General features: G+C 71.2%; 13 protein-coding genes. 3 read left to right on the forward strand and 10 right to left on the reverse strand.

Annotated features, from left to right (window positions below; genetic code table 11):
- Positions 1 to 243: 243 nt before the first annotated feature.
- Together ACIRR8_RS22230 and ACIRR8_RS22235 are read right to left on the reverse strand one after the other, a co-directional pair.
- Positions 244 to 645 (reverse strand): RidA family protein, encoded by a 402-nt coding sequence (locus ACIRR8_RS22230; protein WP_404067427.1) that lies wholly within the window; start codon positions 643 to 645, stop codon positions 244 to 246.
- On the reverse strand, positions 642 to 1,859 hold the full coding sequence (locus tag ACIRR8_RS22235) for an acyl-CoA dehydrogenase family protein (RefSeq protein ID WP_404067430.1): 1,218 nt from the start codon (positions 1,857 to 1,859) through the stop codon (positions 642 to 644). The genes ACIRR8_RS22230 and ACIRR8_RS22235 overlap by 4 nt, the downstream gene beginning before the upstream one ends.
- A 169-nt stretch (positions 1,860 to 2,028) precedes the next feature.
- Here ACIRR8_RS22235 and ACIRR8_RS22240 point away from each other — a divergent pair, with 169 nt between their 5' ends.
- Together ACIRR8_RS22240 and ACIRR8_RS22245 are read left to right on the forward strand one after the other, a co-directional pair.
- Positions 2,029 to 3,690 carry an AMP-binding protein gene (locus tag ACIRR8_RS22240; protein WP_404067433.1) on the forward strand — a complete coding sequence of 554 codons (1,662 nt, stop codon included), beginning with the start codon at positions 2,029 to 2,031 and terminating at the stop codon, positions 3,688 to 3,690.
- Positions 3,691 to 3,699: 9 nt separating this feature from the next.
- Positions 3,700 to 4,527, forward strand: a complete 828-nt coding sequence (locus ACIRR8_RS22245) for a PaaX family transcriptional regulator C-terminal domain-containing protein (protein WP_404067436.1) — start codon at positions 3,700 to 3,702, stop codon at positions 4,525 to 4,527.
- Here the strand turns inward: ACIRR8_RS22245 and ACIRR8_RS22250 are convergent.
- The 5 genes from ACIRR8_RS22250 to ACIRR8_RS22270 form a co-directional block, all read right to left on the reverse strand.
- Positions 4,517 to 5,416, reverse strand: a complete 900-nt coding sequence (locus ACIRR8_RS22250) for a transporter substrate-binding domain-containing protein (RefSeq protein ID WP_404067438.1) — start codon at positions 5,414 to 5,416, stop codon at positions 4,517 to 4,519. The two genes, ACIRR8_RS22245 and ACIRR8_RS22250, sit on opposite strands and share 11 nt — an antisense overlap.
- A gap of 9 nt (positions 5,417 to 5,425) precedes the next feature.
- Entirely contained in the window at positions 5,426 to 6,160 is a 735-nt protein-coding gene (locus ACIRR8_RS22255; protein WP_404067441.1) for a hypothetical protein, read from the reverse strand.
- Complete coding sequence (locus tag ACIRR8_RS22260; RefSeq protein WP_404067444.1) at positions 6,157 to 6,603, reverse strand: hypothetical protein; 447 nt, start codon at positions 6,601 to 6,603, stop codon at positions 6,157 to 6,159. The genes ACIRR8_RS22255 and ACIRR8_RS22260 overlap by 4 nt, the downstream gene beginning before the upstream one ends.
- An 81-nt stretch (positions 6,604 to 6,684) precedes the next feature.
- Positions 6,685 to 8,994, reverse strand: a complete 2,310-nt coding sequence (locus ACIRR8_RS22265; RefSeq protein ID WP_404067447.1) for a bifunctional salicylyl-CoA 5-hydroxylase/oxidoreductase — start codon at positions 8,992 to 8,994, stop codon at positions 6,685 to 6,687.
- Positions 8,979 to 9,806, reverse strand: coding sequence for an enoyl-CoA hydratase family protein (locus ACIRR8_RS22270; protein WP_404067449.1), 828 nt, complete (start codon positions 9,804 to 9,806; stop codon positions 8,979 to 8,981). Before ACIRR8_RS22270 ends, ACIRR8_RS22265 begins: the two co-directional genes overlap by 16 nt.
- A 364-nt stretch (positions 9,807 to 10,170) precedes the next feature.
- Here ACIRR8_RS22270 and ACIRR8_RS22275 point away from each other — a divergent pair, with 364 nt between their 5' ends.
- Entirely contained in the window at positions 10,171 to 10,620 is a 450-nt protein-coding gene (locus ACIRR8_RS22275; protein WP_404067451.1) for an ATP-binding protein, read from the forward strand.
- Here the strand turns inward: ACIRR8_RS22275 and ACIRR8_RS22280 are convergent.
- The 3 genes from ACIRR8_RS22280 to ACIRR8_RS22290 form a co-directional block, all read right to left on the reverse strand.
- Positions 10,571 to 12,058: an amino acid permease gene (locus tag ACIRR8_RS22280; RefSeq protein WP_404067454.1), complete on the reverse strand. Its 1,488-nt coding sequence runs from the start codon at positions 12,056 to 12,058 to the stop codon at positions 10,571 to 10,573. The genes ACIRR8_RS22275 and ACIRR8_RS22280 overlap by 50 nt on opposite strands.
- Before the next feature lie 180 nt (positions 12,059 to 12,238).
- Positions 12,239 to 13,243: an ornithine carbamoyltransferase gene (gene argF / locus ACIRR8_RS22285; protein WP_404067456.1), complete on the reverse strand. Its 1,005-nt coding sequence runs from the start codon at positions 13,241 to 13,243 to the stop codon at positions 12,239 to 12,241.
- A gap of 178 nt (positions 13,244 to 13,421) precedes the next feature.
- Entirely contained in the window at positions 13,422 to 14,654 is a 1,233-nt protein-coding gene (locus ACIRR8_RS22290) for an arginine deiminase (RefSeq protein WP_028418034.1), read from the reverse strand.
- Positions 14,655 to 14,669 lie beyond the last annotated feature (15 nt).

Raw genomic sequence — 14,669 nt, forward strand, 5'->3', positions numbered from 1 at the left:
AGATATATCGCCCCACTGGATTCACCGGACCGGCACGCCGCGCGCGATCCGGCCCGCTGAGGCCCGCGACGGGCTCGACGAAGCGTCAGCTGGGGTCGCAGAGGCCTGTGTGAACGCAGGTGAAGGTGTTCCATGTGGTGCCGCACCCGGAGAGCCTAACGCGAACCTCTTGACGAATTCTTTACGGGGGGTGCGTTTCGGTTCTCCGTGCGTTTGTGGCGCGCGGAGAGGCTTCCGTCCTGCTCAGGGCAGCACGGCGATCCCGTCGATCTCGATCATCGCCTGTTCGTCCCAGAGCCGGGCCACGCCGATGACCGCCATCGCGGGGTAGTCGCGCCCGGCCAGCCGGCGCCAGATCCGGCCGAGTTCGGCGGCGTGCGACCGGTAGTCGGCCACATCGGTGGCGTACACGGTGACGCGGGCCAGGTCGGCCGGGGCGCCGCCGGCCGCGTGCAGGGCGGTGAGCAGGTTGGTGAGGGCGGTGGCGAACTGTTCGGGCAGGGTGGCGCCGACGACCTTGCCGTCCGGGTCGAGCGCGGTCTGCCCGGCCAGGAAGACCAGATGGCCGCCGGTGGCGACGACGGCGTGCGAGAAGCCGGTCGGCGGCGAGAGTTCGGCCGGGTTGATCCGGTGGGACGGGCTCATACGGACGGCTCCTGGGGCTCTCGGGACTCTTGAAGCTCTTGGGGCTCTCGGGGCTCTCGGGGCTCTTGGGGCTCTTGGGGCTCTTGGGGCTCTTGGGCGGCGGCGGACGCGTACAGCTCCTTGGCGATGATGGCGCGCTGGACCTCGCTGGCGCCCTCGTAGATCCGCGGCGCGCGGACCTCGCGGTAGAGGTGTTCGAGCAGATGGCCGCGGCGCAGGGCCCGCGCGCCGTGCAGTTGGACGGCGGTGTCGACGACGTACTGCGCGGTCTCGGTGGCGTACAGCTTGGCCATCGCGGCGCGGCGCGGCACACCGCTCTCCCCCGCGTCGTACGCGGCGGCCGCCGCGTACACCAGGAGGCGGGCGGCCTCGGTGCGGGTGGCCATCTCGGCGACCTGGTGGGAGACGGCCTGGAGTTCGCTGAGAGGGCCGCCGAACGCGGTGCGGCGGGCGGTGTGGGCCACGGTGGCGTCGAGCGCGGCGCGGGCCATCCCGACGGCGAAGGCGCCGACGCTGGGCCGGAAGAGGTTGAGGGTGTCCATCGCGACCCGGAAGCCCCGGTCGGGTTCGCCGAGGACGTCGTCGGCGGTGACCGGTACGCCGTCGAACTCCAGGGTGCCGATGGGGTGCGGGGAGAGCATGTCGAGGGGGTGGCCGGTGAGTCCGGGGCGGTCGGCGGGGACGAGGAACGCGGTGATGCCGCGTGAGCCGGCGCCTGGGGCGGTGCGGGCGAAGACGGTGGCGAAGTCGGCCTCTGGGGCGTTGGAGATCCAGCACTTCTCACCGGTGAGCCGCCAGCCGTCGGGGGCGGGTTCGGCGGCCAGGGAGAGGGCACCGGCATCGGACCCCGCGCCCGGCTCGCTCAGCGCGAAGGCGGCCACGGTGCGGCCCGCCCGGACTCCGGGGAGCCAGCGTTCGCGCTGGGCGGGTGTGCCGGAGCGGATGACGGGGGTGGTGCCGAGGCCCTGGAGCGCGAGCGCGGTCTCGGCCTCGGTGCAGCCCCGGGCCAGGGACTCCCGCAGCAGGCAGAGGTCCAGCGCGCCGGAGGCGAACATCCGCTCCAGCAGACCCAGCTCGCCGAGGGCGGCCAGCAGCGGACGGTTGACGCGTCCGGGCTCGCCCTTCTCGGCCAGTGGGCGGAGCCGCTGGTCGGCGAGGGTGCGCAGCCCTTCGCACCAGGCGGTCTGTTCCGGTTCGAGGGAGAATGCCGTCATGGCGGCGCCTCTCTTGTCGCGTCTCGTCGCGTCACTGTCTGTCGCATCGCTCGTCTTGCCGCATGACCGTCTTGTCGCGTCACTGCCTTGCCGCGTCACGTTTATCGCGGACCGTTGACTACCGTCACCCAAACGATACGCTCCAGAGGCGACAAGGGGGCGATCCTTCATGGAGCCGAATTCCTCGCCGAACACGCCCGCAGCCGCCGCCGACGCGTCCGTACGCGTCCCCGGCGCGCACACCGACACGTTCACGCGCGACCATCTGCCACCGCCGGACCAGTGGCCGAAGCTCCTCCTGGACGATCCGGAACTGCGTTACCCCGAGCGGCTGAACTGCGGGTACGAGCTGCTGGACCGTACGGTCGAGGAGCGCGGGCCGGACCGTCCCGCGCTGCGCTCCGGTGACGGAACCGTCTGGAGCTACGGCGAGCTGCGCGCCACCGTCGACCGCATCGCGCATGTGCTCACCGACGATCTGGCCGTGGTGCCGGGCAACCGGGTGCTGCTGCGCGGGCCCACCACCCCGTGGCTGGCCGCCTGCTGGCTCGCCGTCATGAAGGCGGGCGCGGTCGCCGTGACCGTACTGGCGCAGGCACGGTCGGCCGAGCTGGCCACCATCTGCTCACTCGCCCGGGTGAGCCACGCACTCTGCGACGCGCGGTCGGCGGAGGATCTGGCCGAGGCGGACGTGGAAGGGCTGCGGACCACGCCGTACGGCGGTGACGGACCCGAGGACCTGACCCGGCTGGCCGCCGCGCACGCCGGCTCCGGCCCGTACCGCGCGGTCGACACGGCCGCCGACGAGGTCGCGCTGATCGCGTTCACCTCAGGGACCACCGGACGGCCCAAGGGCTGCATGCACCTCCACCGGGACCTGCTCGCCATCGCCGACACCTTCTCCCGCCAGGTGCTGCGGCCGCTGGCCGACGACGTGTTCGCGGGCAGCCCGCCGCTCGGCTTCACCTTCGGCCTCGGCGGTCTGCTGGTCTTCCCACTGCGCGCGGGCGCCTCGGCGCTGCTGCTGGAGCAGGCCGGGCCGCACCATCTGCTGCCCGCGCTGGCCCGCCACCGGGTCTCGGTCCTCTTCACGGCGCCGACCGCGTACCGCACGATGCTCGGTCAGCTGGAGGGCCACGACCTCTCGGCCCTGCGCCGCTGTGTGTCGGCCGGAGAGAACCTGCCGGCCGCGACCTGGCAGGCCTGGTTCGAGGCGACGGGCCTGCGCATCATCAACGGCATCGGCGCCACCGAGCTGCTGCACATCTTCATCTCCGCCGCCGACGACGCCATCCGCCCCGGCACCATCGGCGTCCCGGTGCCGGGCTGGCAGGCCAGGGTGGTCGACGAGCACGGCGACGAGCTGCCCGACGGCGAGCCGGGGCTGCTCGCCGTACGCGGCCCGGTCGGCTGCCGCTACCTCGCCGACCCCCGCCAGACGGAGTACGTCCGGCACGGCTGGAACCTGACCGGAGACACGTTCGTCCGCGAACCGGACGGCTACTTCCGTTACGTGGCCCGCGCCGACGACATGATCATCTCCTCCGGCTACAACATCGCCGGCCCCGAGGTGGAGGACGCCCTGCTACGCCATCCGGAGGTCGCGGAGGCGGCGGTGGTGGGCCGGGCGGACGAACTGCGCGGCGAGATCGTGGTGGCGCACGTGGTGCTGACGGAGGGCTCGGAGCAGACGGCCGACGCTCTGCGCGCCCATATGAAGGCCAACCTGGCCCCGCACAAGTGCCCGCGCGCCTTCGTCTTCGAGCAGTCCCTGCCGCGCACCGCGACCGGCAAACTCCAGCGGTTCCTCCTCCGCGAGGACTCGGCCTAGAGTGATCACGTGGCCGAGCTGCGCACCCCCCGTTCCCTGATCATCACGCTCTACGGCGCCTACGGCCGTCCGGCGGACGGCTCACCTTTCGCCGTGGCCGAGCTGATCCGCCTGCTGCACGCCGTGGGCGTCGACGCCCCTTCCGTACGCTCCTGTGTCTCACGGCTGAAGCGGCGCGGGCTGCTGGTCGCCGCGCGGGCGGCGGACGGCTCGGCCGGGTACGCGCTGTCGCCCGACGCCCGCCAGCTGCTCGACGACGGCGACGGGCGCATCTACGGCCGCCCCGCGCACCGGCTGGCCGACGGCTGGGTCCTCGCGGTCTTCTCCGTCCCCGAGGCCGAACGCGCCAAGCGCCACCTGCTGCGCTCCCGGCTGGCCCGCCTCGGCTTCGGCACCGCGGCACCCGGCGTCTGGATCGCCCCGGCCGGCCTCTACGAGGAGACCCGGCACACCTTGGAACGGCTCGAACTCACCCCGTACGTCGACCTGTTCCGCGGCGAACACCTGGGCTTCGCCGCCACCCGCGCGTCGGTGGCCCGCTGGTGGGACCTGGACGCGGTGGCGCGCCTCCACCGGGACTTCCTGGAGCTGCACGAACCGGTGCTCCGCGAGTGGGAGGCGGCTCCGCGGACCGAGGAGGGCCCGCGCCCGCAGGAGGCTTACCGCGACTATCTGCTGGCTCTGGACTCCTGGCGCCAACTCCCCTACGCGGACCCGGGTCTGCCACAGGAGCTGCTGCCGAAGGGGTGGCCGGGCGGGCGCTCGGCGGAGGTGTTCGGCAAGCTGCACGAGCGGCTGCGGGACGCGGGAGAGCGGTTCGTGCGAGTCAGGGACTGATGCTGTCCCGGCACGACCGGGCCTCGATCTCGGCGGCGCTCGGCTTGTAGCTGCTGATCCAGCCCGGGTTCTCCTCGATGAGGGCCGGGAGGGACGTCTCGACGTCCCTGATCCAACCGCTGGTGCCCACATGCTTCTTGAGCCAGGAGGCGAGCCTGCGGCAGTCCTCGGTGTGTCCCTTCGGCAACCCGATGCCGTAGTGCTGCGGAGCTCCTATCGTCACGTCCGGCACCACGCGCAGGCCCTCCTTCCCGTACTGCCGCGCGAAGCCGTAGAGGATGGCCTGGTCGGTGGAGACGGCCTTCACCTGGCCGTCGATGAGCTGCTCGATGCAGTCCGACGCATCGGTCAGGGTGACCGGATCGGCGCCGACGGTCTCCTTGATGCCTTCCAGGGATTCGACCGAGGTGGTGCCCTGCCAGGTGCAGATCTGGCTGCCGCGCAGATCGGCCAGCTGCTTCACACCGGCGCTCTCCGGGCCGACGAGGAAGCCCTGCCGGGTCTTGAGATAGGGTCCGACGAAGTCGATCTCGTCCATCCGTTCGGCGGTGATGGAGAACGACGCGATCGTCATGTCGGCCTTGCGCTGGATGAGTTGGGTGACCCGGTCGCCCGAGGAGACGTCGACGGGCTCGCTGAAGTCGACGTCGATCTCCTCCTGGATGTGCTGGAGCATGATGAAGTCCAGTCCGGAACGGTCGTAGTTCGCGGAGTACGACAGGCCGGGCAGGTCGTTGTGCATCGCGACCGTGACGCGCTTCACGCCGAGGAACTCCCGCTCCGGCTCCTTCGAGGAGGAGCAGGCGGCGAGGCCCGCCAGCAGGACCAGCGCGGCGACGATGCCGAGCAGCCGGGCGGGCAGGGGCCCGGTATCCGAGGTGGGAGCCACAGTGTCCTCTCAGTCGTGAAGTACGGCGGCCGCTACGGACAGGTTCATCCGACATCCTTCTTCGGTCAGCAGGGTGATCTCCAAGTCGATCGCCCCTTGCAGCCCGCCCAGCGGGAACGCGATCGTCTGGCCGCTGCGCACATCGTCGACACGCGTGCCGGTGTTGCCCAGCAGCTGGGCGGAGTAGCGGGTCTCCGGCGCGCAGAACTGTGCGGCCTTGGCGGCGTCCCGGATGGTGAGCGTCAGCCGCAGCCGGGCACGGTCGGCCGGGCCGTCGACCACGAGCCGCAGCCGGGAGCCGTTGGTGACGGTTTCGCCGCTCATGCTGCTCAGGCCGGTGACATCGATCTCGCCGTGGTCGGCGAGGTGGTCCATGCCGACCGCGCCGGCGCAGGAGCAGATCACGGCCGCCGCCGACATCAGGACGCGCCAGGGCGCGCGGGTGCCGCGGGCCGGCAGGACCAGCCGGACCAGCGCCAGAGCGACCGCGGCGCCGAGCGCGAGGTAGACCCAGAGGAACTGGCGTGCCGGTCCGTCCGGGGCCGCGATCAGGGCGTAGGCGCCGAGCGACATGACCAGCAGGAACGGCGGCCAGTTCCAGACGCTCCAGCCTTTGGCCCGGTCGGTGAAGTCGGCGGAGTCCCCGAAGAACACGCTCAGGAACAGCTTGCCGACGAAGCCGACCGCCGGGGAGTTGGGTCCATGGGTGGTGGTGTTGCCCGGCGCCGGCGGCTCGCCGGTCAACCTGCTTCGCCACCCGGGTCGCGGTGGAAGGTGAAGTTCGCCGTTTCGATCCTGCCGATCGCCGGGGAGCCCGCCCCGTAGGACGTCACGTGGGTCACGTCGCCGCCCCGGTGTGCGCGGTCGGCGTCCTCGATGGAGCGGGACAGGGACCGGGCATCCAGCTCTCCGCCGGCGGCCAGCCATGTTCCGATGGCGTTCTCCAGGATGCGCCGCTGCTGATCCGGCAGTTGCTCGATGGCGCTGACCGCGTCGACGTCCTCCTCGGCGCGGTCCGGGTCGTCGTCATGCCGGTGGAGCGCCGCGCCCAGCAGCCTCCGTCCGCCTTCCACCGCGCTGTCCGCCAGGCGGTCCCGCGCGGAGTCGACGACGGCTCCTGCCATGGATGCCGCCGCGGCGCTCACGAACGGTGCGATGACAGCGGCGGCTGCCAGTAATTCAGACATGCCTTCTCCCCCGAGTAGGAGACCAATTTTACTCGGATTCCCGTGCTGCAGAAGCGACTTGGCAGTTCCGGACGGACTTCGTCACTCCCCTGTGAGCCGCGGCTTCGGCCCGTCCGTGCGGCCTGTGGGCGGAGGCCGGCTGCCGGCGCCGTACGGGAGGGGCCAGGGTGCGCCCGGTCCGGTGTAGCCCTGTTCGGCCGCCGCGTGGAGGGTCCAGTTCGGGTCGTAGAGGTGCGGGCGGGCCAGGGCGCAGAGGTCGGCGCGGCCCGCCAGGAGCAGGGAGTTGACGTCGTCCCAGGAGGAGATGGCGCCGACCGCGATGACCGGGACGTCCACGGTGTTGCGGATCCGGTCCGCGTAGGGGGTCTGGTACGAGCGGCCGAACTCGGGGCGCTCCTCGGGCACCACCTGGCCGGTGGAGACGTCGATGGCGTCGGCGCCGTGCGCGGCGAAGGCGCGGGCGATCTCGACGGCGTCCTCCGCCTCGGTGCCGCCGTCGGCCCAGTCGGTGGCGGATATCCGGACGGTCATCGGGCGGTCGGCGGGCCAGACTTCGCGGACGGCGTCGAAGACGTCGAGCGGGAAGCGGAGCCGGTTCGCCGGCGAGCCGCCGTAGGCGTCGGTGCGGTGGTTGGTTAGCGGCGAGAGGAAGCCGGAGAGCAGGTAGCCGTGGGCGCAGTGCAGTTCGAGGAGGTCGAAGCCTGCGGTGGCCGCGCGGCGGGCCGCCTGGACGAACTGCTCGCGCACGGTGGCGAGTCCGGCTGCGTCCAGCTCCTGCGGGACCTGGTTGACGCCCGGCCGGTACGGGAGCGGGGAGGCGGCGACAAGGGGCCAGTTGCCGGTCTCCAGGGGCTGGTCGATGCCTTCCCACATCAGCTTGGTGGAGCCCTTGCGGCCGGAGTGGCCGAGCTGGACGCCGATGGCGGCGCCGGGGGCCGAGGCGTGGACGAAGTCGGTGATCCGCCGCCAGCCGACGGTCTGTTCGTCGTTCCACAGGCCCGTACAGCCGGGAGTGATGCGGCCTTCGGGGCTGACGCAGACCATCTCGGTCATGGTGAGTCCGGCGCCGCCGAGCGCGCGGGCGCCGAGGTGGACGAGGTGGAAGTCGCCGGGGAACCCGTCGGTGGCCGCGTACATGTCCATCGGCGAGACGACGACGCGGTTGCGCAGTTCGAGACCGCGCAGCCGGAACGGGGTGAACATCGGCGGGGTGGCGGGCGGGCAGCCGAACTCCTCCTCCACGGCGGCGGTGAAGGCGGCGTCGCGCAGCCGCAGGTTGTCGTGGGTGACCCGGCGGCTGCGGGTGAGGAGGTTGAACGCGAAGCGGCGCGGCGGCTGGTCGACGTAGGCGGCCAGCTCCTCGAACCAGCGCAGGCTGGCCGCCGCCGCCCGCTGGGTGGAGGCGACGACCGGACGGCGCTCGGCCTCGTACGCCGTCAACGCGGAGGCCAGGTCCGGCTGTTCCGCCAGGGAGGCGGCCAGCGCGAGGGCATCCTCGACGGCGAGCTTGGTGCCGGAGCCGATGGAGAAGTGCGCGGTGTGGGCGGCGTCGCCGATGAGGACCGTGTTCCCGTGCGACCACCGGGAGTTGGTGACCGTACGGAAGGTGAGCCAGCTGGACCGGTTGGCGCGCAGGGGATGGCCGTCCAGGGCCTCGGTGAAGAACTTGGCGCAGCGGGCGGTGGATTCGGCTCCGTCGCAGGTGTCGAGTCCGGCGGCGCGCCACACCTCCTCGCGCATCTCGACGATCACGGTGGAGGCGTCGGCGGCGTACGGGTAGCCGTGCAACTGCATGACGCCGTAAGGGGTTTCGGCGATCTCGAAGCGGAAGGCGTCCAGCGCGAAGTCGGCGGCGAGCCAGATGTAGCGGTTGCGGTGCTCGGTGAGGGAGGGGCGATAGGTGTCCGCGTGCGCCTGGCGGGTGGCGCTGTGGATCCCGTCGGCGGCGATGACCAGGTCGTGGCCGGCGGCCAGCTCGGCGGCGGGCGGGGCCGGAGTGCGGAAGCGGAGGTCGACGCCGAGGGCGGTGCAGCGCTCGTGGAGGATCTCCAGGAGCCGGCGGCGTCCGAGGGCGGCGAAGCCGTGGCCGCCGGAGGTGTGGACGCGGCCGCGGTGGACGATGTCGATGGTGTCCCAGCGGACGAACGCGCGGCTCAGTGCGCGGTAGACCTCCGGGTCGGCGTGTTCGATGCCACCGAGGGTCTCGTCGGAGAGGACCACGCCGAAGCCGAAGGTGTCGTCGGGCGCGTTGCGCTCGTACACGGTGATCGTGCGGGAGGGGTCGAGCCGCTTGAGGAGAACTGCGGCGTAGAGGCCGCCGGGGCCGCCGCCGATGACCGCGATGCGCCGTACGGACGAGCCGCCGGGCGCCACGGCTACCGACCCCGCCACTTCGGCGGCCGCTTCTCGGTGAAGGCGGCGTGGAACTCCGAGTAGTCCTCGCCGTGCATCAGGAGCGCCTGGGTGTTGGCGTCCAGCTCGACGGAGGCGGCGAGCGGCATGTCCAGTTCGGCGGTGAGCAGCGCCTTGGTCTGGGCGAGGGCGAGCGCGGGGCCGTCCGCGAGACGGCGGGCCAGCTCGGCGGCGCAGGCGTCGGCCTGGCCCTCGTCGGCCAGCTCGCTGATCAGGCCGATCCGCTCGGCCTCGGGCGCCCGGACGGTGTCGCCGAGCATGAGCAGCCGGGTGGCGTGGCCGAGGCCGACGACGCGGGGCAGCAGATAGGCCGCGCCCATGTCGCCGCCGGAGAGGCCGACCCGGGTGAAGAGGAAGGCGAAGCGGGCGGAGGGGTCGGCGACCCGGAAGTCGGCGGCGAGCGCGAGCACGGCTCCGGCTCCGGCGGCGACCCCGTGGACGGCGGCGACGACGGGGAAGGGGCACTCGCGCAGAGCCCGTACGACCTGGCCGGTCATCCGGTTGAACTCCAGGATCGCGGCGGTGTCCATGGCGAGGGTGGCGCCGATGATCTCGTCCACGTCGCCGCCGGAGCAGAAGCCGCGCCCCTCACCGGCGAGCACGAGGCAGCGCGCGGAGCGCTCCCGGGTCAGCTCGGCGAGGAGGTCGCGCAGATCGGCGTAGGCACCGAAGGTGAGGGCGTTGAGCTTCTCGGGCCGGTCCAGTGTGACGGTCACCACACCGTCGTCCCGGGTGATCCGGAGATGGCGCCACTCCTCCACGCACGGGGCGGAGCTGGGAAACGAGCTCATGAAGGGGTTCCCTTCAGCATTCGGGCGGGTTGCCGACCGGGCGCGGGTCGCGTTCCACCACCGAAGTTATCACCCGTACGTGACTGTCGTCACGAGGTCGCGATACGCCGACCGTGAGACTGTTGTGTCGAAAGTCCTGTTTGCACCGGTCGACCGCCTCTATGGCCAGGGCCGTGCGGTTCGTAAGGTTGACCCCAGGAAGTCTCGATACGCGATGCCGATGAGTCGAGTGAGTCGAGATGCCCCGACGCCGAGTCGGGAAAGCCCGATCACGGGTCGAGAGACCCCGATGACGAGTCGAGAGACCCCGATGAGTCGAGAAGTCCCGCTACAAGGAAGTCCCGCTCCCGAACGGAACCCCGCCGTGCCGCCCGATGTCCCTGTTCCCGCCTCCTGGCGGATCGCCCTGCCGCACTCCACGGCGGCCGTGCCGATCGCCCGCGCTCTCGTCCGTACCGCCCTGTCGGACATCCACGCCCCGGCGGACAGTGACACCGCCGAGCTGCTCACGGCCGAGCTGGTGGCCAACGCGGTCGAGCACACGGCGAGCAGCGAGCCGATCGAGCTGGTCGTGGAGCTGCTGCCCACCGGCTGCCAGGTCGAGGTGCACGACCACGACCCGGCTCCGCCCGGCGACCTGTCCCGGCCGCAGCCCGGCTTCGAGGTCGATCCCTGGCAGGAGCACGGCCGCGGCCTGCTGCTGATCCGGACCCTCAGCTCCGCCTGCGGTCACCGCACGACGGAGCACGGCAAGGCCGTCTGGTTCACGCTTCCGGCGATACCGTCCCAGCCCGGTCCGTCGCCGGAGAGCTGACCAGCCGGGAGCGCTTACGGCCGTAACCGGCGTAGAGCAGCGAACCGGCGGCGAGGAAGACGGCGAACTGCAGCCAGGTCGTCCAGCCGGTCCCGTACATCAGGTAGAGGCAGAACGCGACGCCGAGCACCGGGCTGACCGGGTACAGCGGCACCCGGAAGGTGCGCTCCAGGTCCGGGTTGCGGCGGCGGAGCACCACGACGGCCACGTTGACCGCGACCATGGTGGCGAGCGTGCCGATGGTCGTCAGGTTGACGACGACGTCCAGCGGGACGAAGGCGGCCGGTACGGCGAAGACGCAGGCCACGATCCAGGTGTTGGCGACCGGCGTGTGGGTCTTGGGCGAGACGCGCTCGAAGACGCGCGGGATCAGCCCGTCGCGGGACATCGACATCAGGATGCGGGTCTGGCCGTACATCACGGCGAGCACCACGGAGGCGATGGCGACGACCGCGCCGAAGGCGATGACGCCGCCTCCGACCGCCGAGTCGGTGACCTGGTTGACGACCAGCGAGAGGGCCGCGGGCTTGTCGGAGACGGCGTCCGCGCCGAGCGCGCCGATGGCGGAGAGCGCCACCGCGCAGTAGAGCAGGGTGACGACACCGATGCAGATCAGGATGGCGATGGGGATGTTGCGGCGGGGGTTCTTGACCTCTTCGCCGGCGGTGGTGATCGCGTCGAAGCCGATGTACGAGAAGAACGCCAGCGAGGCGCCGGCCGTGATCCCGCCGAGCCCGTGACCGGCGAACGGCACGAGGTTGTCGTCCTGGAACGCGGTGAACGCGATCGCGCAGAACGCCAGCAGGATGCCGATCTTCAGAACCGCCATGGCCGCGGTCGCGCCCGCGCTCTCCCGGACGCCGCGCACCAGCAGGGTGGCGGCCATGGCGATCACGACGACCGCCGGAAGGTTGATCACTCCGCCGTCGCCGGGTCCGGCCGAGACGGCGGCGGGCAGCTCCCAGCCGATCAGGCTGTTCAGCAGCTCGTTGACGTACTGGCTCCAGCCGACCGCGACCGCGGAGACCGAGACGCCGTACTCCAGCATCAGGCACCAGCCGACGAGGAACGCCGTGCGCTCGCCGAGGGCGGCGTACGCGAAGGAGTACGAGCTCCCGGAGACCGGGATCGCGCTGCCCAGCTCCGCGAAGGAGAAGGCGGTGAAGATGCAGGTGATCGCAGCCAGGACGAACGAGATGACGACGGCGGGTCCGGCCTCGGCGACGGTGTCGGAGAGGCCGACGAAGATGCCGGTGCCGACGATGGCCCCGACGCCGAAGCAGACGAGCTGGAAGAGGCCCATCGTCCGCTTGAGGCCGTGGCCCTCCAGGTCGCCGCCGGACTCTGCGATGAGCTGTTCGGGGCTCTTGCGGCGCAGGCCCGGCAGGTGGGGGCCGGCGGGCTTCGGGGTGCCGGATCGCGGCAGGCCGGTGCTCATGCGGGACGTTCTCTTCTCTGGTGGTGCAGTGGGGGGACGGCCCTGTGCGCGTGGGCGGCACACAGCTAAGGGGTTCGAGCGTGCGAGCTCGAACCCCACCAGAGGCGACATCGTAGCCACCACCGCGCATGTTCACCCAATCGGGCGAGGAGCCATGCAAACCGCTGATCCCCGAGGCGGCTACGCCCCCGCCAGCGTCGCCACCAGGACCGCCTTGATCGTGTGCATCCGGTTCTCGGCCTGGTCGAAGACGAGTGAGTGCGCCGACTCGAAGACCTCGTCGGTGACCTCCAGCTCGGTGAGGCCGTGGGCGGCGTGGACGTCCCGGCCGACCTGGGTGCCGAGGTCGTGGAAGGCGGGCAGGCAGTGCAGGAACTTCACGTCCGGGTTGCCGGTGGCCCGCAGGACGTCCATCGTCACGGCGTACGGAGCGAGGGCGGCGATCCGCTCGTCCCAGACCTCCTTGGGCTCGCCCATCGAGACCCACACATCCGTGGCGACGAAGTCGGCGCCGCGCACGCCCTCGGCGACATCCGCGGTGAGCGTGATCTTCGCACCGCTGATCACGGCGAGCTTCTCGGCCTGGTCCACGACGGACGGGGCCGGCCAGTACATCTCGGGCGCGACGATCCGGATGTCCAGGCCGAGCAGGGCGCCGGTGATCAGGTAGGAGTTGCCCATGTTGAAGCGGGCGTCGCCGAGGTAGGCGAGGGCCAGCTCGGTGACGGGCCTGTCGCTGTGCTCGGTCATGGTCAGCGCGTCGGCGAGCATCTGCGTGGGGTGCCAGTCGTCGGTGAGGCCGTTGAAGACGGGGACACCGCCGTACTCGGCCAGCTCCTCGACCACCTGCTGGCTGTCGCCCCGGTACTCGATCCCGTCGAACATCCGGCCGAGCACCCGCGCGGTGTCCTTCACCGACTCCTTGTGGCCCATCTGTGAGCCCGAGGGATCCAGATAGGTGGTGAAGGCACCCTGGTCGGCGGCGGCGACCTCGAACGCGCAGCGCGTACGGGTCGAGGTCTTCTCGAAGATCAGCGCGATGTTCTTGCCGCGCAGCCGCTGGACCTCGGCCCCGGTCTTCTTGGCCGCCTTCAGCTCACCGGCCAGCGCGACCAGGCCGAGGATCTCCTCGGAGGTGAAGTCCAGCTCCTTGAGGAAGGGGCGGCCGATGAGGTCGATGGCCATGATGACTGCTCCAGGGTGGGACGGGGATCTTGCCGGGGCCGGCAGGCAGCCCTGGAAGTCTATACGAGTAAACGCATTCCTATACAGCCCCCTGGTCCAGAAATCGCTGGTCCGGAAATCGCCGGTCTCGTGAGGTGAATGGAGTGGTTCTCCACAGGATGGGGTGAAAACGCCGGTTCTACACAGGATCCCGCACCACCGGACAGCTCATGCAGCGCGGCCCTCCCCTCCCCCGGCCCAGCTCGCTGCCCCGGATCTCGATGACCTCGATGCCCTGCTTGCGCAGATAGGTGTTGGTGGTCGCGTTCCGCTCGTACGCGACCACGACGCCCGGCTCGACCGCCAGCACGTTGCAGCCGTCGTCCCACTGCTCGCGCTCCGCCGCGTGCACGTCCTGCGTGGCGGTGAGCACCCGGATCGAGTCGAGGCCGAGTGCGGCGGCGATGGCCCGGTGCATGTGCTCGGGCGGATGGTCGGTCACCTTCAGCTCGCGCGGGCCGCTGCCCGGCTCGATCGTGTACGAGCGGAGCATGCCGAGCCCGGCGTACTGCGTGAACGTGTCGCCGTCGACCATCGTCATCACCGTGTCCAGGTGCATGAACGCGCGTGCCTTCGGCATGTCCAGCGCCACGATCGTCCGCGCGGAACCGGCGTCGAAGAGGCCGCGGGCCAGCATCTCCACCGCCTGCGGGGTGGTGCGCTCGCTCATCCCGATGAGGACCGCGCCCTGCCCGATGACCAGGACGTCACCGCCCTCGATCGTGGACGGGTAGTCGTCCTGCCCCTCCGACCAGTGGTGGAAGACGCCCGCCTCAGGACCGGTGAAGAGCGGGTGGTGGCGGTAGATCGCCTCGAAGTGGACGGTCTCGCGCTGCCGGGCGGGCCAGCGCATGGCGTTGATGGAGACGCCGTCGTAGATCCAGGCGGAGGTGTCCCGGGTGAAGAGGTGGTTGGGCAGCGGGCCGAGCAGGAAGTCGTCCAGGTCCATCACGTGGAAGCGGACCGAGGTCGGCTCGCTGTGCCGCTCCAGGAACTCGCGCTTGGTCATCCCGCCGACCAGCGCCTCCGCCAGCTCGGCCGAGGGCAGCTCCTCGAAGGCGGCGCGCAGGTGCTCGGTGGCGAGCGGCCCGTACTCCTTCTCGTCGAAGACCCGGTCGAGCACCAGCCGTCGCGCGACCGGGATGTCCAGCGACTCCTGGAGGAGGTCGCCGAAGAGGTGCACCTCCACTCCCCGGTCGCGCAGGACGTCGGCGAACCCGTCGTGCTCCTGCCGGGCCCGGCGGACCCAGAGCACGTCGTCGAAGAGGAGCGCGTCCTTGTTGCGGGGTGTCAGGCGCTTCAGTTCCAGATCGGGGCGGTGCAGTATGACGCGGCGCAGCCGCCCGGCTTCGGAGTCGACATGGAATCCCATGTCTTCATCCTCACC

Source organism: Streptomyces sp. NPDC101178, assembly GCF_044767965.1.
Lineage (GTDB): Bacteria > Actinomycetota > Actinomycetes > Streptomycetales > Streptomycetaceae > Streptomyces.